This is a genomic window from Variovorax sp. PMC12 (genome assembly GCF_003019815.1).
Classification (GTDB): domain Bacteria; phylum Pseudomonadota; class Gammaproteobacteria; order Burkholderiales; family Burkholderiaceae_C; genus Variovorax.
Map to the genome: position 1 here is coordinate 4861457 of NZ_CP027773.1, position 17434 is coordinate 4878890.

General features: G+C 67.8%; 17 protein-coding genes and 1 riboswitch. Of the genes, 12 read left to right on the top strand and 5 right to left on the bottom strand.

From position 1 onward, the window contains the following. Positions 1–2: 2 nt before the first annotated feature. Together C4F17_RS22630 and C4F17_RS22635 are read left to right on the top strand one after the other, a co-directional pair. Positions 3–839, top strand: a complete 837-nt coding sequence (locus tag C4F17_RS22630; RefSeq protein WP_106936739.1) for an ABC transporter permease — start codon at positions 3–5, stop codon at positions 837–839. Positions 840–1150: 311 nt separating this feature from the next. Beyond that, positions 1151–1954 carry an ABC transporter permease gene (locus tag C4F17_RS22635; RefSeq protein ID WP_106936740.1) on the top strand — a complete coding sequence of 268 codons (804 nt, stop codon included), beginning with the start codon at positions 1151–1153 and terminating at the stop codon, positions 1952–1954. A 14-nt stretch (positions 1955–1968) separates the two neighbouring features. Here the strand turns inward: C4F17_RS22635 and C4F17_RS22640 are convergent, their stop codons facing one another. The 4 genes from C4F17_RS22640 to C4F17_RS22655 all read right to left on the bottom strand — a co-directional run bounded on the left by C4F17_RS22640 (position 1969) and on the right by C4F17_RS22655 (position 7234). Beyond that, complete coding sequence (locus C4F17_RS22640) at positions 1969–3597, bottom strand: peptide chain release factor 3 (RefSeq protein WP_081269679.1); 1629 nt, start codon at positions 3595–3597, stop codon at positions 1969–1971. Positions 3598–3692: 95 nt separating this feature from the next. Continuing rightward, the gene (gene phaP, locus C4F17_RS22645; protein ID WP_106936741.1) at positions 3693–4196 is read right to left on the bottom strand and encodes a TIGR01841 family phasin; all 504 of its coding nucleotides are present in this window, start codon (positions 4194–4196) and stop codon (positions 3693–3695) included. Between the two features lie 132 nt (positions 4197–4328). Further along, a complete protein-coding gene (locus C4F17_RS22650) occupies positions 4329–4973 on the bottom strand; it encodes a hypothetical protein (protein WP_081269681.1) in 645 nt (214 codons plus the stop codon). Between the two features lie 143 nt (positions 4974–5116). Next, on the bottom strand, positions 5117–7234 hold the full coding sequence (locus C4F17_RS22655) for a hypothetical protein (RefSeq protein ID WP_159053687.1): 2118 nt from the start codon (positions 7232–7234) through the stop codon (positions 5117–5119). A gap of 192 nt (positions 7235–7426) precedes the next feature. Then, a riboswitch (S-adenosyl-L-homocysteine riboswitch) is annotated at positions 7427–7496 on the top strand. Positions 7497–7563: 67 nt separating this feature from the next. On the opposite strand from C4F17_RS22655, the gene ahcY reads away from it, so the two are divergent. The 4 genes from ahcY (at position 7564) to C4F17_RS22675 (ending at position 11332) form a co-directional block, all read left to right on the top strand. Then, positions 7564–9003, top strand: coding sequence for an adenosylhomocysteinase (ahcY, locus tag C4F17_RS22660; RefSeq protein WP_106936743.1), 1440 nt, complete (start codon positions 7564–7566; stop codon positions 9001–9003). Between the two features lie 10 nt (positions 9004–9013). Further along, positions 9014–9790: a TlyA family RNA methyltransferase gene (locus tag C4F17_RS22665; RefSeq protein ID WP_106936744.1), complete on the top strand. Its 777-nt coding sequence runs from the start codon at positions 9014–9016 to the stop codon at positions 9788–9790. Positions 9791–9800: 10 nt separating this feature from the next. Continuing rightward, a complete protein-coding gene (metF, locus tag C4F17_RS22670; RefSeq protein WP_106936745.1) occupies positions 9801–10625 on the top strand; it encodes a methylenetetrahydrofolate reductase [NAD(P)H] in 825 nt (274 codons plus the stop codon). A 92-nt stretch (positions 10626–10717) separates the two neighbouring features. Beyond that, positions 10718–11332, top strand: a complete 615-nt coding sequence (locus tag C4F17_RS22675; RefSeq protein WP_081269708.1) for a septal ring lytic transglycosylase RlpA family protein — start codon at positions 10718–10720, stop codon at positions 11330–11332. Between the two features lie 10 nt (positions 11333–11342). Here C4F17_RS22675 and C4F17_RS22680 read toward each other — a convergent pair whose 3' ends face one another. Then, on the bottom strand, positions 11343–12314 hold the full coding sequence (locus tag C4F17_RS22680; RefSeq protein WP_106936746.1) for a 23S rRNA (adenine(2030)-N(6))-methyltransferase RlmJ: 972 nt from the start codon (positions 12312–12314) through the stop codon (positions 11343–11345). Between the two features lie 160 nt (positions 12315–12474). Here C4F17_RS22680 and C4F17_RS32855 point away from each other — a divergent pair, with 160 nt between their 5' ends. The 6 genes from C4F17_RS32855 to mdtD all read left to right on the top strand — a co-directional run bounded on the left by C4F17_RS32855 (position 12475) and on the right by mdtD (position 17432). Then, complete coding sequence (locus C4F17_RS32855) at positions 12475–13089, top strand: hypothetical protein (protein WP_159053688.1); 615 nt, start codon at positions 12475–12477, stop codon at positions 13087–13089. After that, positions 13086–14366, top strand: a complete 1281-nt coding sequence (locus tag C4F17_RS22695; RefSeq protein ID WP_106936749.1) for a S1C family serine protease — start codon at positions 13086–13088, stop codon at positions 14364–14366. The genes C4F17_RS32855 and C4F17_RS22695 overlap by 4 nt, the downstream gene beginning before the upstream one ends. Before the next feature lie 175 nt (positions 14367–14541). Then, positions 14542–14973 carry a 50S ribosomal protein L13 gene (rplM, locus tag C4F17_RS22700; protein WP_007827946.1) on the top strand — a complete coding sequence of 144 codons (432 nt, stop codon included), beginning with the start codon at positions 14542–14544 and terminating at the stop codon, positions 14971–14973. A gap of 12 nt (positions 14974–14985) precedes the next feature. Then, the gene (gene rpsI, locus C4F17_RS22705; RefSeq protein ID WP_081269689.1) at positions 14986–15378 is read left to right on the top strand and encodes a 30S ribosomal protein S9; all 393 of its coding nucleotides are present in this window, start codon (positions 14986–14988) and stop codon (positions 15376–15378) included. Between the two features lie 182 nt (positions 15379–15560). Next, entirely contained in the window at positions 15561–15926 is a 366-nt protein-coding gene (erpA, locus tag C4F17_RS22710) for an iron-sulfur cluster insertion protein ErpA (protein WP_007827949.1), read from the top strand. An 81-nt stretch (positions 15927–16007) separates the two neighbouring features. Beyond that, entirely contained in the window at positions 16008–17432 is a 1425-nt protein-coding gene (mdtD, locus tag C4F17_RS22715; protein WP_106936750.1) for a multidrug transporter subunit MdtD, read from the top strand. Positions 17433–17434: the final 2 nt, after the last annotated feature.

Here is a 17434-nt window from a genome sequence, read left to right on the forward strand (position 1 = left end):
CGATGGCCCTGCGCGAACTCACGCGCCCTTATGTCGCGGCGTTCGCTTCGCGTTTCCTGCAGATGCTGCAGTACCGCACGGCCGCGCTCGCGGGTTTCGGCACGCAGTGCTGGTGGGGCGGCATCAAGGTGATGGTGCTGGCCGCCTTCTACAGCGGCGCGTCGATGGCCGGCACGCCGATGTCGTTGACGCAGGCGATCACCTACAGCTGGCTCTCGCAGGGCTTGCTGGTGCTGGTGCCGTGGCTCGGCGACCCTGAGGTGGCCCAGGCCGTGCGCACCGGCGCTGTGGCCTACGACCGCCTTCGGCCTGTCGATGCCTACGCCCTGTGGTTCGCGCGCAGCGCGGGCTGGATCGCGGCGCGCGTGTTGCCGCGCGTGGCGATGATGGCGGCCTTCGCTGGCATCGCGCTGCCGCTGGCCGGGCTGGGCGACTGGGCCTGGCAGCCGCCGGCGAGTTTTTCGGCCGCGGTGGCATTTCTGGCGTCAGCGGTGCTGGCGCTGCTGTTGTCCACGTCGATGGTCATGCTGCTCAACATCGCGGCGACCGCGGCGCTCAACGAGCGTGGCATCAACGCGCTGGCGGGGCCGGTGGTCATCGTGTTCTCTGGAAACCTGCTGCCGCTGGTGCTGTTGCCCGACGCATGGCAGACGGCGCTGCTGCTGCAGCCGTTCGCGGGCGTGGTCGACATTCCCGCGCGGATCTACTTCGGGCTGATGAGCGGCTGGCAGGCCATGGCTGGGCTAGTGCTGCAGTCGTTCTGGATCGTGGCGCTGGTCGTGTTCGGCCGCGTGGCGATGCAGCGGACGATGCGGCGGCTGGAGGTGCAGGGTGGTTGAGTTCTTGACTGTGTGTTCGATGCTTTCGGGGCGCAATCACGCCGGCTGGGTGCTCTGCTCCGCGAATGTCCCCCGGCCTGCGGCCTCCTCCTTTATTTCGCTGCGCAGAGCACCCAGCCGGCGTGATCGTTCAGAGCACTGGTTGATCGGCGAGCACGACGGCAGCGTCCACTGTGCGCAGGGCGCCGGGTGGCTCCCGCAGCGAAATAAAGGAGGAGCCCGAAGGGCGGGGGACATTCGCGGAGGGAGCTACCCGGTGGCCTGTGCACGCACCCACAGCACACGCAAAACAATTCGGAGCCACTGAACAAATGGGATCGCTCCGCCTCCTCATGAGGCTCATCGCAGCCTCCCTCAGCGGCCAGGCACGCTATCCAGCCTCCGCGCTGATGCTGACCACGGGACAGTTCCTGGGCACCGGCATCGAGGTCATCGCAGTGTGGGCACTGTTCCATCGCTTCGGTGAAGTGCAGGGCTGGCAGCTGGGCGAAGTGGCGCTGTTCTACGGGCTCGTGAACTGCATGTTCGCCGTGGCCGACGCGCTGGGGCGCGGCTTCGACACGCTCGGCACCGAGTTCCTGCGCACCGGCGCCTTCGACCGTCTGCTGCTGCGCCCGCGCCCCGTGGCGCTGCAACTGATGGGGCACGACTTCCGCATCAGCCGCGCGGGCCGGCTGCTGCAAGGCATTCTGGTGCTCGTGTTCGCGACGGTGCAGGCCGGCATCGCGTGGACGCCGGGCGCCGTGGGCATCGCGCTCTTCGCGCTGGCCGGCGGCGCGGCGCTGTTCCTCGGCATCCTGGTGCTGCAGGGCACGCTGTCGTTCTGGACCGTCGAAAGCCTGGAGATCGCCAACGTGCTGACCTACGGCGGCGTACAGGCGGCGCAATATCCGCTGGCGCTGTATGCGCAGTGGTTCCGGCGCGTGCTGACATTCATCGTGCCGCTCGCCTGCGTGGCGTACTACCCGGCGCTGGCGATCCTGGGCAAGCCCGATCCGCTCGGGGCGCCCGCGTGGATGGGGCTCGTGTCGCCGCTCGCGGGCTTCGTGTTCCTCGCGGCGGCTTTCGGCGTGTGGCGCTTCGGGTTGCGCCACTATGCTTCTACCGGGAGCTGATCCCGTCCGGGCGCTCAGCCCGCGCTCTGCAGCGCCAACCCCGCATGCTCGCGCAGCGGATGGAAGTGGATCTTCGGAAAGCGCTCCTGCGCCAGCCGCACGTCGTAAGGCGAGGTGCACAAAAACGCCAGCGTGTCCGCCGCGTCCTTGGCCATGCGCTGCGGATAGGCATTGACGAACTCGCGCAGCTCGGCCGGGGTGTCGGCGGTGATCCAGCGCGCGCCGGTGTACTGGCAGCCTTCGAGCCGCACGTCGGCGTCGTACTCGGCCTTGAGGCGGTGCTGCACCACTTCGAACTGCAGCTGGCCGACGGCGCCCAGCAGCATCGGGCCGCCGATCTCGGGGCGGAACACCTGGATGGCTCCCTCTTCGCCGAGCTGGGCCAGGCCCTGCTGGAGCTGCTTGGTACGCAGCGGGTTCTTCAGGATCACGGTCATGAACAGCTCGGGCGCGAAGAAGGGCAGGCCGGTGAACTGCAGGCTCGCGCCGTCGGTGATGGTGTCGCCCAGCTGCACGCCGCCGTGGGTGGTGAAGCCCACGATGTCACCGGCATAGGCCTCTTCGACCGCCTCGCGGCGCTGGCTCATGAAGGTCACGACGCTGGTGGGGCGCAGTTCCTTGGCGGTGCGCTGCACCTTGAGCTTCATGCCCGGCGTGTACTTGCCCGAGGCCATGCGCACGAAGGCGATGCGGTCGCGGTGGTTGGCGTCCATGTTGGCCTGCACCTTGAAGACAACGCCCGCGAAGTCCTTGTCCTCGGGCTGGATCTCTTTCACCACCGGCTGGCGGTTGACCATGGTGGTGCTGGTGCGCGACTGCGGCGAAGGCGCCAGGTCGACCAGCGCGTCGAGCACTTCCATCACGCCGAAGTTGTTCACGCCGGAGCCGAAGAAAACAGGCGTCTGCTTGCCGGCCAGGAAGGCTTCGCGGTCCCAGGTGGGCGATGCGCCGGTGGCCAGCTCCATGCTTTCCATGGCGGTCTCGAAGTCGGCGCCGAAGCGCTTGGCGAGCGTGTCGCGCTCGCTCAGCGGAATGGTCTCGAAGTCCTGCGGCAGCCGCTCGCTGCCCGACTCGAACACCGTCATGGCCTGCGTGCGCAGGTTCATGATCCCGCGGAAAGTCTTGCCCTGGCCCACGGGCCAGGTCATGGGCACGCAGGGCATGCCGAGTTCGCGCTCCACCTCGTCCAGGATGTCCAGCGGCTCGCGCACTTCGCGGTCCATCTTGTTGACGAAGGTGATGATGGGCGTGTCGCGCTGGCGGCAGACCTCGATCAGCCGCCGCGTCTGCGCTTCCACGCCGTTGGCCGCGTCGATCACCATCAGCGCCGAGTCGACGGCGGTGAGCACGCGGTAGGTGTCTTCCGAGAAGTCCTTGTGGCCGGGCGTGTCGAGCAGGTTGATGACGTGGTCGCGGTACAGCATCTGCATGACCGACGAGGCCACCGAGATGCCGCGCTGCTTTTCGATTTCCATCCAGTCGGAGGTGGCGTGGCGCGAGGCCTTGCGCGCCTTCACCGAGCCGGCGATCTGGATCGCGCCCGAGAAAAGCAGCAGCTTCTCGGTCAGCGTGGTCTTGCCGGCGTCAGGGTGGGAAATGATCGCGAAGGTGCGACGGCGGCGGGTTTCGGCAACAAAAGACAAGGTGGGCAATCGGGCAGGGGAATGCCGCGATTTTAGAAGGCCGGGGATTTCCGCCCGCCGGCCGGCGCAAAGCGCCCGCGAACGCCGGTGCTTCCTTACTTGCGCTGCAGCATCTTCGTGACCTCGTCCACGTTGGACTGGATGCGCTGGCGCACCACGTCGAACGCGTCGGCCTGCGACTTGGCGGCAAGGTTGGCCAGCTCCTTGATGTCGTCGATGGCGCGCTGGAACGACTGGCGCCCGAGCTCGTCGAGCCTGGCGAGGTTTTCCTTCGCACCCTTGCCCGGCATTTCCTTGGCGGCGGTCTGCCATTCGGTGATGGCGTGCTTGATCATCTCGGTCTGCCGCTGCACCACGGTCTGCAGGCCCTGGTAGGACTTCTCGTTGGCCTGCATCAGGGCCGCCAGGTCCTTGCGGCCGCTTTCCAGCAGCTTGCCGGCGCCACCGGTCAGGTTGAGGTCCTGCAGCCGGTCGGCCATGCCCTTCAGCGGATTGAGCATGTCCGCGGCAGTCGGCGCCGCCTTCTTCGCGCTGGCGGTGCTGTCGCTGCTGCTGCTGGTGGTGGTCTTCTTGGCGGCGGCTTTCTTGGCTGTGGCCATGGTGCGGAATCTCCTGTGACGGTGAACGGATGGATGGCGAGGACCGGCCGGACGGCAAAAGTCCATCGCCACGATACGCCGCACCGGCATGCCGCCACGAAAAAAATGCCTGCGGGATTTCCCTTGGATGGATTACATCGGAGGCGCGAAGCCGTTGCGGCCTGCGGTCACGCGCAGCGCCGTGGGCGTGCCGTTCTTTTCCTGCGCGTTCACCATCACCTTGGCGCCGGGCACCAGCAGCGCGTCGGTGCCGGGGCGGAAAGTGACCACCGGCACGTCGGGCGGCACGATGACGGTCTTCTCGCCGCCCTTGTAGGTCAGCCGCATCTGCTGGCCGCCGCGCACCGACTTCGGCGCCGCGGCCAGGTCGGCGACGGTGGCGTTGGTCATGGTGCTCTCGGGCAGCAGGTCCCAGGGGCGGTGGCCTTCGCCGGTGCCGCGCGCGGCCTCGGGGAACACCACCACTTCGATCGCCTTCTGCGTACCGTCGGCCTGCGGCATGGCGGCCGTGCCGACGAAGCTGCCGCGCTTGATGTCGGACAGCTTGATGCGGTAGACCTCCGACACCGGCATGTCGGCCGGCCGAGCGAGCGAGACGACCTCGCCGCCGCGGTCCTGCACGACGAGGGTCTTCGCGTCGACGCGGACGATGGTGCCGCGGATGCGCACGGGGTCGGAAGTCTGGGCGGCTGCGCCGGTTGGCAGCGCGGCGAAGCCCAGGCTGAGGACCGTGGCGGCGAGCAGCGCCCGGCGGTTGTGGGACAGGAAGATCTGCATGGGTGCTTTCGGCGGAGTGGGAGTCGGGGCAATGTACGCCGCCGCGCCGGAATCTGCTGGCGGCCGACTTAGGACTGAATGAGCAAGGGCCGCATGCCGGCGTTGCGGCATGCGGCCCCGGGAGCGGGCGACGCGCCGGCGCGTCAGTCGACCAGGCCGATTTCAAGCGCGCCGGCGGTGGCCGGACTGCGTGCGCCGACCATCGCGAACAGCTTGCTGCTCTGGCTCGAGAAATGGAAGGTCGAGTTGGGGAAGCCCACCGCGCGCATGTTGATCGGGCCGACGATCCCCATGGAGCCCAGCGTGGCGTTCAGCGTGCCCGCCGTGCCGTCGGGAAGCACCCGGGTGCGCGCATAGCTCGAGGCATCGACGGCCGTGCTGCCCCAGCCGCCGTTGGCGGCGCCGCCGCGCGCGGTGACCGTGGGCCAGGCCGCGCGTTCGGGCAGGCCGATGCGGAACACCGACGTGGTGGGCGTCGCGGGCACGATGCCGGCCGAGAGATAGACGTTCTCGTTGCCCACCCGTGCGATCGCGAAGCTGCCGTGGTCAGACGGGTTCGCCACGTTCACGATGTTCCAGGTGTCGACGGTGGCGCCGGGCGACACCGTGTAGGTCAGCAGCGTTGCCGAGGGGCAGGTGTCGATGCGGTAGATCGCGGCGTTGTTGCACAGGTAGAGCGTGGTGCCGCCGTTGGCAACCTGGATCTGCGTGATCGACGAATCGCCCGTGGTGGCCGTCAGGTTGATGCCCAGCCGGTTGTAGACGCCGTCGAGCGCGGCCTGCGTCTTCACCAGGGCGCGCGATGCCACGAAGGGCCGCACGCCGTAGCTCGCCGGCGTGACCTGCGCGACCGCGAACGGGAACGATCCGACCACCGTGTCCGCGGCCAGCCGGAAGCGCGCCGTGTTCACCGGGCTCGTGATGCGGCTGCTGTCGAAGACGAAGCTGCCGGGCTCGGCCGTGTCCTCGGCGAAGCTGCCCGAGGCGAGGGTGCCGCTTTCGTCCGTCATCTCGTAGCGCTTGCTGTCGAGGTTCAGCGCCAGCGTCTGCCGCGTGCCGTTGGTGGCGTACACCTTGTAGCTGCCGTTGCGCGCATCGGGCGCTGCGCCGGTGTCGATCAGGTTGAGCTGCAGGTAGCCCTGCGTGTTCGGGTTGCGCGCGCCGACGAGCACCGAGAGCAGGCCGTTCTGCATGGCGAAGTACTTGCTCGTGCCGCTGCCGTTGACGAGCCGGATGCCTTCGGGCTGCTGCGCAAACGTGCCGCCCACAGGCAGGGTCAGGCTGCCGTAGGTGCCGTCCGCGCCGGTGGACGTGCGCACCGAGTTCGCGGTGTCGATCAGGTTGCTGCCCCAGCTGCCCGTGGTCGACGCGCCGACACCGCGGGTGGTGGGCCAACTCGACGACTCGGGCAGGCCGATGCGCATGAACTGCACGGCCGGCGCCAGGTTGACGCCACCCGCGAGATAGACGTTCTGGCCGCCGATTCGCGCCATGCGGAAGTTGGCGACGTCGCTGCTGTTGGCGACGTTGGTGCCGACCCAGGTGTCGTCGGCGCCGGCCGCCACCGAATAGGTGCGCTTCGAGGCCGCAGGGCAGAGATCGATCTTGTAGATGATCGCGTCGTTGCAGATCTCCAGCACCGTGCCGCTGCCAGAGAGGCGCATGGCCAGCAGTGTCGAGTCCTGCGCGCCGCCCGGGCTGCGCGTGACGCTGAAGCGGTTATAGGTGCCGTCCAGCAGCGCCGCGGTGCTGACGAATTCGCGTGCCGCCACGAAGGGCTGCGCGGCGTAGGCCGCGGGGCTCGAGTACGCCGCTTGGAACGGGAACGCGCCGACCACCACATCCGCCGCCACGCGAAAGCGCGCCGTGTTGGCCGCCGTGGTGATGCGGCTGCTCGCGAAGACGTAGGTGCCGGGCTCGGTGAAGTCTTCGGCGGAGGTGCCGGACTCGGCCGCGCCGAGGTTGTCCGTCATCGTGTAGCTGCCGGCGTCGAAGTCGAGCGCCAGTTGCTGCTGGGTGCCGTTGGATGCATAGACGCGGTAGGTGCCGCTGCGCGCGTCGGCGCCGGCCAGTGCGGCCTTGGCCGCCTTCGCCACTTGCGCGGACTCGGGCGCGGCCGAGGCCTGCGCCTGCGGCGCGCCGCCGTCCAGGCCCGCCAGCGGCAGCCCGCTGCCCGTGGCACCGCCACCGCTGCCTCCGCCCCCGCAGGCCGCCAGCAAGGCGGCCAGTCCACAACCCGCGAGATATCTCGTCATCCTCATGTTGAGCCCTCTTCTTTGTCTGATGGGCCCGGCAGCGAGCCGGCTGGCTCCTGAACCGAACCTGAGCAAATCGTAAAAACAGGGGGCTTTAACGTTGAGGCTGGCAAATGTCAGCCGAAGAGGGCAGAAGACGCTCGAAATGCGCGCAAATCCCCGAGGTTGGCGCGGCTGTTCGCCCCGTCTACAATGCCCCGTCCCGAGGAGCGTTGCAGCGCCGCCAGGCGTGAGGCTCGGATCCACATCGCAACCACGCTCACCCGCTGTTCTCGCGGTGAGTCCTTTTCCCCGAACGCAGTGGCATCTTTCAAACCAGTTTTGTTGGAGTTCTCATGAGCGCTGTTCTCAAGCCCACCCCCGTCTCGACCGCCGACCAGGCGATCGCCGACCTGTCCCTCGCTGCCTGGGGCCGCAAGGAAATCCGCATCGCGGAAACCGAAATGCCCGGCCTGATGGCCATCCGCGAGGAGTTCGCGAAGGGCCAGGCGCTCAAGGGCGCGCGCATCACCGGCTCGCTGCACATGACCATCCAGACGGCCGTGCTGATCGAGACGCTGCAAGCCCTGGGCGCCGAAGTGCGCTGGGCCTCGTGCAACATCTTCTCGACGCAGGACCACGCCGCCGCCGCCATCGCCGAAAAGGGCACGCCGGTGTTCGCCATCAAGGGCGAGTCGCTGAAGGACTACTGGGACTACACCCACGCCATCTTCGACTTCGGTCCCAAGGGCTCGAAGGGCGAAGGCCCGAACATGATCCTGGACGACGGCGGCGACGCCACGTTGCTGATGCACCTGGGCCAGCGCGCCGAAAAAGACCAGAGCGTGCTGGCCAACCCGACCAGTGAAGAAGAACGCATCCTGTACGCCGCCATCAAGGCCAAGCTGGCTGTCGATCCGACCTGGTACACCCGCAAGTCCGCCGAGATCATCGGCGTGACCGAGGAAACGACCACCGGCGTGCACCGCCTGAACGAAATGTCGGCCAAGGGCACGCTGCTGTTCCGCGCCATCAACGTGAACGACTCGGTCACCAAGAGCAAGTTCGACAACCTGTACGGCTGCCGCGAGTCCCTGGTGGACGGCATCAAGCGCGCGACCGACGTGATGATCGCCGGCAAGGTGGCTTGCGTGGCCGGCTACGGCGACGTGGGCAAGGGCTCGGCACAGGCGCTGCGCGCGCTGTCGGCGCAAGTGTGGGTCACCGAGATCGACCCGATCAACGCCCTGCAGGCCGCGATGGAAGGCTACAAGGTCGTGACGATGGAGTACGCCGCCGACAAGGCCGACATCTTCGTGACGACCACGGGCAACAAGGACGTGATCACGCACGACACCATGGTCAAGATGAAGGACCAGGCCATCGTCTGCAACATCGGCCACTTCGACAACGAGATCGACGTCGCTTCGATCGAGAAGTACGAGTGGGAAGAAATCAAGCCGCAGGTCGACCACATCACCTTCCCGGACGGCAAGAAGATCATCCTGCTGGCCAAGGGCCGCCTCGTGAACCTGGGTTGCGGCACGGGCCACCCGAGCTTCGTGATGTCGTCGTCGTTCGCGAACCAGACCATCGCCCAGATCGAGCTGTTCACCAAGCCCGACGCCTACGAGGCCGGCAAGGTCTACGTGCTGCCCAAGCACCTCGACGAGAAGGTCGCTCGCCTGCACCTGAAGAAGGTCGGCGCCATGCTCACCGAGCTGACCGACGCGCAGGCCGCCTACATCGGCGTGGACAAGAACGGTCCGTACAAGCCGGACACGTACCGCTACTGATCGACAGCGCATGCGCGCCGATCAATTGCTGGTGGAGCGCGGCCTGGCCGCGTCGCGTTCGCAGGCCGTGCGGCTCATCGCCGGCGGCATGCGCTGGCGCGACGCGGGCACGAGCGACGCGTGGCGCAACGTCGCCAAGAACAAGGACGAAGTGCCCGAGTCGGCCGAGCTCGAGCTGGTCGACGCGGCCGAGGCGCGCTATGTGTCGCGCGGCGGCCTCAAGCTCGAAGGCGCGCTGGCCGCGAGCGGCGTCGATCCGGCCGGCAAGCTGTGCCTCGACGTGGGCCAGTCGACCGGCGGCTTCACCGACTGCCTGCTGCAGCGCGGCGCCACCAGGGTGGTGGGCGTCGACGTCGGCCACGGGCAGCTGCACGCGAAGCTGCGCGAGGACGAGCGCGTGGTGCCCATCGAGGGCGTTAATGCGCGCGCGCTGTCGCCCGAGGACCTCGGCGAAGAGGGCGAGTCGCGCTTCGACCTGATCGTGGGCGACCTGTCGTTCATCTCGCTCACGCTGGTGCTGCCGGCGGTGGTCGAGTTCCTGGCGGACGACGGCCGCCTGCTGATGCTGGTCAAGCCGCAATTCGAACTGCAGCCGGGCCAGGTCGGCAAGGGCGGCATCGTGCGCGACGAGTCCATGTATGCGGTGGTCGAGAAGCGCCTGCGCGACGCCTGCGAGGCCCTCGGCCTGCGCGTGCTGCAGTGGTTCGACAGCCCGATCGCCGGCGGCGACGGCAACCGCGAGTTTTTCATTCACGCCGTGCGCGCTGTTCACGCGGACGGTTCCTAAGGAGACGCAGGTGCGCCTTCCGCTGAGTTTCGAATTCTTCCCGACCAAGACGCCCGAAGGCGCGGTCAAGCTGCGCGCCGTGCGCCAGCTGCTGTATGCGCGCAAGCCGCAGTTCTGCTCGGTCACCTACGGCGCTGGCGGCTCCACGCACCAGGGCACCTTCGGTGCGGTGCAGGAGATCCTGTCCGAGGGCGTGGACGCGGCGAGCCACTTCTCGTGCATCGGCGCCACGCGCGCCACGGTGCGCGAGCAGCTCGCCGAGCTCAAGGCCATGGGCGTCAAGCGCCTCGTGGCGCTGCGCGGCGACCTGCCGAGCGGCTACGGCATCGGCGGCGAGTTCCAGTACGCGAGCGACCTGGTCGCCTTCATCCGCGAGGAGACCGGCCGCGACTTCCACATCGAGGTGGCCTGCTACCCCGAGATCCATCCGCAGGCCCGCTCGCCCGAAGCCGACCTGCAGGCCTTTGCCGCCAAGGTGAAGGCGGGCGCCGATTCGGCGATCACGCAGTACTTCTTCAGCCCCGAGGCGTACTTCCGCTTCGTCGACGACGCGCGCAGGCTGGGGCTCGACACGCCCATCGTGCCGGGCATCATGCCGATCACCAGCTCGACGCAGCTCATGCGCTTCTCGGACGCCTGCGGCGCCGAGATCCCGCGCTGGATCCGCCTGCGCCTGCAGGGCTTCGGCGACGACACGGCGTCGATCAAGTCCTTCGGCCTCGACGTGGTCACGGACCTGTGCGCGCGCCTGGCCGAGGGCGGCGCGCCGGCGATGCATTTCTACACGATGAACCAGTCGGCCGCGACGCTGGCTCTGCTGGAGCGCCTGGATTGAGAGGGCGCGCGGTCGGGGTGACGGCAGCATCGCTGCGCAGCGTGCTGCACGCGGCCCTCGTGGCCGCGACCTGCGCACTCGTGGGCTGCGCCATGCCGCCCGCCACCGATGCCGAAGGCGATGGCAGCCTGAAACCCCTGCCGCGGGCGCTGGCGGTGCCGCCGGGCGTCGCGGCGCGGTCGAGCGTGCCCTCGGTGCGCTATGACCTGGCCGTGTCCGGCACGGGCGAACTGACGCCGGACGACGGCGTGCCCGGCGACGACGGCCCGCGCGAGATCTTCGAGCGCGGCGGCGCTTCCTGGTACGGCATCCAGTTCCACCAGCGCAAGACCGCCAGCGGCGAACGCTTCGACATGACCGCCATGACCGCGGCCCACAAGACATTGCCCTTCAACACGCGCGTGTGCGTGCGCAGCCTCGTCAACGGCAGCGAGGTGCTGGTGCGCATCAACGACCGCGGCCCCTATTCGATGGGCCGCGTGATCGACCTGAGCCGCGCCGCGGCCGACCGCATCGGCCTGACCGGCCTGGGCATCAAGCAGGTGGCGCTGACCGTGGTGGACCACGACGGCATGCGCTGCGGCGGCTTGCCGGTGGAGCCGGGCGACGCGCAGGCGCCGGTGGCGTCGGCCGAGCCGCAGCAGCGTGCCAAGGTGCAGGTTCCGGCGCGGCGCAAGGTGATCGTGCCGCAGCGCCGCCGCAAGTAGCGGGAAAGGGCTAGCCGCCCGATTCGAGCGAGAAGGTGGCGTTGCGGTCCTGCCCCAGGCGTTCCGCCAGCTGTGGCAGCGCTTCGGCGAGCAGCGGCTTCAGCGTGTAGGGCGGATTGATCAGGAACATGCCGCTGGCCGGCAGGCCCGGGCGCTGCGTTTCGCCCGATGCGGCGTCCTTCGTGATCTTGCTCGACTTGACCGTCAGCGTGGCATGCAGCCACGACTTGCCGGCCTTGGTCGCCATTGTCTTCAGGCGACGCGGCAGGTCGTGCGCCTCGGGACGCGGAATGATCGGATACCAGATCGCGTAGGTGCCGGTGGCAAAGCGCTTGAGCGCCTCGGCCGCGAAGTCGAGCACGCGGCCGTAGTCGGTCTTCATCTCATAGCTCGGGTCCATCAGCACCAGCGCGCGGCGCGAGGGCGGCGGCAGGAACTTGGTGGCGCTGCCGAAGCCGTCTTCCAGCAGCACGGCGATCTGCCGGCCGGCTTCGAGCTGAGCGATGTTGGCGCTCAGCGTGCGCGAGTCGGTCGGGTGCAACTCGAACAGCTTGAGCTTGTCGTGGTCGCGCAGCAGGTGCTGGATGATGAACGGCGAACCCGGGTAGACGCGCGCGCCGCCCTTGGGGTTGAAGTCGCTGATCACGCCGAGATAGCGGGCGATGGCGTCGGCCAGCGGGTCTTCGGCGTCGGGTGCCGCCTTCTTCGCGGCCGACTTCGCCGCGGGTGCGGGTGCTGCTGCTGCTGCGGGCGCGGCGGGCTCTTTCTTGCCCGAAAGAAGGCGAAGGATGCCTTCGGCGGCTTCGCCGCTGGTGCCGGCGTAGTCGCCGTCGAGGCGGTACAGGCCGGCGCCGGCGTGGGTGTCGACGACCGTGAGGGCCGCGTCTTTTTCGAGCAGGTGGTCGAGCGTGGCAATCAGCACCGTGTGCTTGAGCACGTCGGCGTGGTTGCCGGCATGGAAGGCGTGGCGGTAACTGAACATGAGGAATGGGCCTGAAAAAAGTGGATGGACGACGCTAGACTCTCGCGCCGAAACATCGATTTACAAAAAGAGGGCGTCGCAGATGCGAGGAGCTGGATGGCGATTTTGGGGCCTGTGCGCCTGCACGGGTGTTCTGTCTATTCTGACGGGCTGCGCGTCGGTGACGCACGGCACCACGCAGAACGTGAAGATCGAGACCATGACGTCGACGGGCAAGGTGGTCGACGGCGCGAAATGCCTGGTCACCAACGACCGCAACGACTCGGTGATGCGCTCCGGCGACACGGTGCCGATCAGGCGCTCTAGCGCCAATCTCAACATCGAATGCAGCCAGCCCGGCTTCGCACCGGCCAACGGACAGGCCGTGTCGCGCGCCAACGTGGGCATGGCGGGGAACATCCTGATCGGCGGATTGATCGGCGCGGCGGTCGATGCCGGCACGGCGGCGGGCTACAACTATCCGAGCTGGATCCAGCTGATTTTCGGCGAAGTGCGAAGCATCGACCGCAGCGCCCAGACGGGCGAGGGGCCGACGGCAGGTGTCCGCATCGGCACGACCGAGATGGCCGCGGCACCGCCGGCGGCGCCCAAGGCCGTGGCGGTGAAGCCGCCCGAGGAGGCGCGTCCGGCGCCCGTGGTGCCGGTGCCTGAGCCGCCGCCTGCGGTCAAGGTGGTGGCGCCGGCCGCTCCGGTGGCCCCGCCTGCGCCGCAGCCCAAGGCCGAAACACGGGTTTCGATGGACGACCTGAGCGGCTTGCTGCCGAACAAGCCATGAGCGGCCCGGTGAAGGCCGTGCCGCTGCGCACGGCATCCGCGTTCCTGGGCCTGGCCCTCGCGGCGGGCGCGGCCGCCGCGCTGGAGCCGGAAGTGCTGTTCAGCAAGGTGTCGGGCAGCGTCTGGGCGGTTCGCACCTTCGACGCGCAGGAGCGGCCCCTGCGCGCCGGCAGCGCGGTGGTGATCGCGCCCGGGCGCCTCGTCACCAACTGCCACGTGCTGGCCAAGGCGAGCAGCTTCGTCATCAAGCAGGACAACGTCACCTACGGGGCGACGCTGGAGTTTCCAGACCCGGCGCGCGACCTGTGCCAGATCAAGGTGGCCAATTTCACGGCGCCCCCGGTCGCGCTGGCGCCCGCGGGCAGCGCGCGCGTCGGACAGCGGGTGTATGCCATCGGCAACCCGCGCGGGCTGGAGAACACGCTCAGCGAGGGCATCCTGTCGGGTCTGCGCGGCGGCACCGGTGGTGGTGGCGCCGGGGAGCCGGAGGCGCGGCTGCTGCAGACCACGGCGGCCATCTCTCCCGGATCGAGCGGCGGAGGCCTGTTCGACAGCGAAGGGCGCCTGCTCGGCATCACCACCTTTGCCGCGCGCGACGGCGGCAGCCTGAATTTCGCGATGCCGGTCGAGTTCCTGGCGGAATTGCCTGTGCGTGCGAAGGCGATGCTGGAGGCCCGGGCCAGCGAGCCCGCGGGCAGCGCCCGCCGGGGGGCCGGCAGCAGCGTCGCCCTGAACGAACCGCTGCGCGCCGGCGATGCGCTCGAATACGTGCGCACCGACAAGCTCACAGGCACCCGCGCGACGGTGATCTACCGGGTGGACCGGATCAACGGGGACGAAATTGTCTTCAACGGTGGCGGCAAGGTCGAGAAGACCGACGGGCAAGTGGTGTCGGTCACGTCGCCGGCCGGCGGGCTGTTCGACTCGTCCTCGCCGCCAGGCGGGTGGGCGCGCAACAATCTGCTGCCCGGCATGCGCTGGCAGGCGAACTACGCGTCCGCCGGCGAAAACCAGCGCTATGAGCTCGTCGCCACGGTGGGCGGAGAGCGCTCGGTACGCGTGGACGGGGTCGAGCTCCAAGTGCTCAGCATCGGGTACGAAGGCTGGATCTATGCCTCCAGCATGAGCGCACCGCTCGCCAGCGGCAGCGTCCGCTTCTCCGGGGCCGCCCTCTACAGCCCCGAGTTGCGCCGCGTCGTCCGCTTCGAAGCCGCGTACCAGCGAGGCATCGTTTCCGGCGGAAACGAGGTTCTGGAGCTGGTCCGCATCCAGCGCTGAAACCGGCCCGAACCCCGGAAATTGGCCATTTCGCCGTTTCTTCATATAATCGCGGGCTTCGCAGCGTTTTTGTAGCCCCGCGGCGAAGACTTCAAACCCACCTAAGAGATTCCCACCAGAGGAACGCCGACCGTGGAAAAGGGCTCGCCAAACCCTCTTTTCAAGAGAAAAACTCATGACCAAAACGTTCAGCGCCAAGCCCGCTGACGTGACGCACGAGTGGTTTGTGATTGACGCGACCGACAAGGTCCTCGGACGAGTAGCCAGCGAAGTTGCTCTCCGTTTGCGCGGCAAACACAAGGCCATTTACACGCCTCACGTCGATACCGGTGACTTCATCGTCATCATCAACGCCGCGCAACTGCGCGTCACCGGCGCCAAGTCGATCGACAAGGTGTACTACCGTCACTCGGGCTACCCGGGCGGTATCACGGCGACGAACTTCCGCGACATGCAGAACAAGCACCCGGGCCGCGCCCTGGAAAAGGCTGTCAAGGGCATGCTGCCCAAGGGCCCGCTCGGTTACGCAATGATCAAGAAACTCAAGGTGTACGGTGGCGCTGAGCACCCGCATACCGCCCAACAGCCCAAAGTGCTGGAACTGTAAGGAGCCTTGAGAATGATTGGTGAATGGAACAATGGCACCGGCCGTCGCAAATCCAGCGTCGCCCGCGTGTTTCTGAAAAAGGGCACCGGCAAGATCACGGTCAACGGCAAGGACATCCAAGCGTTCTTCGGCCGCGAAACCTCGATCATGATCGCGAAGCAGCCCCTCGTGCTGACCAACAACCTCGAAGCTTTCGACGTGATGGTCAACGTGAACGGCGGCGGCGAATCGGGTCAAGCTGGCGCCACGCGCCACGGCATCACCCGTGCGCTGATCGACTACGACGCAAGCCTGAAGCCCGTCCTGAGCCAAGCCGGCTTCGTGACGCGCGATGCACGTGAAGTCGAGCGTAAGAAGGTCGGTCTGCACTCCGCCCGTCGTCGCAAGCAGTTCAGCAAGCGCTGATCCTGTTCGCTTCGAACAAAAAGCCGCCTCCGGGCGGCTTTTTCGTTGCGACGTCTTTGCGCATTGCCGTCCGACCCCACTTGCATAGGGGTGCACGCCACAGTCCGCCTGCCGAAAATGCGGCATTGCAGTAGCATTCGTTCCATTGGCCGCCTGTTCGGCCCACCAGGAGTTATTACCCCATGAGCGCCGTAGCCGAAAACATCCAGACCCAGATGCCCGAGCCGATCGTCTTCACCGACAGTGCGGCAGCCAAGGTGGCCGACCTGATCGCCGAAGAAGGCAACCCCGACCTGAAACTGCGCGTGTTCGTGCAAGGCGGCGGCTGCTCCGGCTTTCAGTACGGCTTCACCTTCGACGAGATCACCAACGAAGACGACACCACCATGACCAAGAACGGTGTGTCGCTGCTGATCGACGCCATGAGCTACCAGTACCTGGTCGGCGCCGAGATCGACTACAAGGAAGACCTGCAAGGCGCCCAGTTCGTGATCAAGAACCCCAACGCCACCAGCACATGCGGCTGCGGATCGAGCTTCTCGGCCTGATGCCCGGATGCCGCTGACCAAGCCCTCTCCAGAAAGCCGCCTCCGGGCGGCTTTTTCGTTCCTGCTCCTTTCCCCTTGCCCATGACTTCAGAGGCCGAAACCGCCGTCCAACCCGTTCGCAAGAGCCTGCTGTGGCTCGTCGCCGTCGGCTTCTTCATGCAGACGCTCGATGCCACCATCATCAACACGGCGCTGCCGGCAATGGCGGCCAGCCTCGGCGAGAGCCCGCTGCGCATGCAGTCGGTGGTGGTGGCCTATGCGCTGACCATGGCGATGCTGATTCCGGCCTCGGGCTGGATCGCCGACCGCTTCGGCACGCGCCGCATCTTCTTCTCGGCCATCGTGCTGTTCGCGCTCGGCTCGGTGCTTTGCGCGCTGTCGCACAGCCTTGGGCAGCTGGTGGCCGCGCGCGTGGTGCAGGGGCTCGGCGGGGCGCTGCTGCTGCCCGTGGGGCGGCTGTCGCTGCTGCGCACGGTGCCGCGCGGGGAGTTCCTCCAGGCGATGAGTTTCGTGGCCATCCCGGGGCTCATAGGGCCCTTGCTGGGCCCCACGCTGGGCGGGTGGCTGGTGCAGTACGCCTCCTGGCACTGGATTTTCCTGATCAACGTGCCCGTGGGGCTGGCCGGCTGCATCGCCACGCTCAAGTACATGCCCGACCTGCGCGGCGTGGTGCAGAAGCGCTTCGACAGCGTCGGCTATGCGCTGCTGGCCTTCGGCATGGTGGCGATCTCGCTTTCGCTCGACGGCGTGGGCCTGCGCCAGGGCGGCGTGATGGTCGTGCTGATCTTCGGCTTTGCCAGCATCGCCGCTTACTGGCTGCGCGCCTCGCGCACGCCCGAACCGCTGTTCGCGCCCTCGCTCTTCCAGGTGCCGACGCTCAGCATCGGGCTGATCGGCAACCTGTTCTCGCGGCTCGGCAGCAGCTGCATGCCTTTCCTGGTGCCGCTGCTGCTGCAGGTGTCGATGGGCTATTCGCCGGTGCGCGCCGGTCTGATGATGCTGCCGATCGCGCTGGCCGGCATGGCCATGAAGCGCTTCGCCACGCCGCTGATCACGCGCTACGGCTACCGCCGGGTGCTGGTGGTCAACACGGCCCTCGTGGGCTGCACCATGGCCAGCTTCGGCCTCACGGCGCCGGGCCAGCCGATGGTGCTGCACGTGCTGCAGCTGCTGGCTTTCGGCGCGGTCAATTCGCTGCAGTTCACCGCCATGAACACCATCACGCTGAAGGACCTGGACGGCAGCATGGCCAGCAGCGGCAACAGCCTGCTGTCGATGGTGCAGATGCTGGCCATGAGCATGGGCGTGGCCGCCGCCGGCGCGGTGCTGGCGGGCTACAACGGCATCTTCGGCACCGAGACGGCCGCCCACACGCTCGATGCCTTCCAGGCGACCTTCGCGACCATGGGGCTGATCACCGTGGCGTCCGCTCTCATCTTCTGGCACCTGCCGTCGGAGGTGCGCGCGGCGCACCCCGCGCAGCCGGAAGTGTCCGGCCAGGGCTGACG

Coding starts and splice junctions, on each gene's coding strand:
- C4F17_RS22630 (WP_106936739.1), top strand. CDS start 3: ATGGCCCTGCGCGAACTCACGCGCCCTTATGTCGCGGCGTTCGCTTCG.
- C4F17_RS22635 (WP_106936740.1), top strand. CDS start 1,151: ATGGGATCGCTCCGCCTCCTCATGAGGCTCATCGCAGCCTCCCTCAGC.
- phaP (WP_106936741.1), bottom strand. CDS start 4,196: ATGGCCACAGCCAAGAAAGCCGCCGCCAAGAAGACCACCACCAGCAGC.
- C4F17_RS22650 (WP_081269681.1), bottom strand. CDS start 4,973: ATGCAGATCTTCCTGTCCCACAACCGCCGGGCGCTGCTCGCCGCCACG.
- C4F17_RS22655 (WP_159053687.1), bottom strand. CDS start 7,234: ATGAGGATGACGAGATATCTCGCGGGTTGTGGACTGGCCGCCTTGCTG.
- ahcY (WP_106936743.1), top strand. CDS start 7,564: ATGAGCGCTGTTCTCAAGCCCACCCCCGTCTCGACCGCCGACCAGGCG.
- C4F17_RS22665 (WP_106936744.1), top strand. CDS start 9,014: ATGCGCGCCGATCAATTGCTGGTGGAGCGCGGCCTGGCCGCGTCGCGT.
- C4F17_RS22675 (WP_081269708.1), top strand. CDS start 10,718: ATGCCGCCCGCCACCGATGCCGAAGGCGATGGCAGCCTGAAACCCCTG.
- C4F17_RS22680 (WP_106936746.1), bottom strand. CDS start 12,314: ATGTTCAGTTACCGCCACGCCTTCCATGCCGGCAACCACGCCGACGTG.
- C4F17_RS22695 (WP_106936749.1), top strand. CDS start 13,086: ATGAGCGGCCCGGTGAAGGCCGTGCCGCTGCGCACGGCATCCGCGTTC.
- rplM (WP_007827946.1), top strand. CDS start 14,542: ATGACCAAAACGTTCAGCGCCAAGCCCGCTGACGTGACGCACGAGTGG.
- rpsI (WP_081269689.1), top strand. CDS start 14,986: ATGATTGGTGAATGGAACAATGGCACCGGCCGTCGCAAATCCAGCGTC.
- erpA (WP_007827949.1), top strand. CDS start 15,561: ATGAGCGCCGTAGCCGAAAACATCCAGACCCAGATGCCCGAGCCGATC.
- mdtD (WP_106936750.1), top strand. CDS start 16,008: ATGACTTCAGAGGCCGAAACCGCCGTCCAACCCGTTCGCAAGAGCCTG.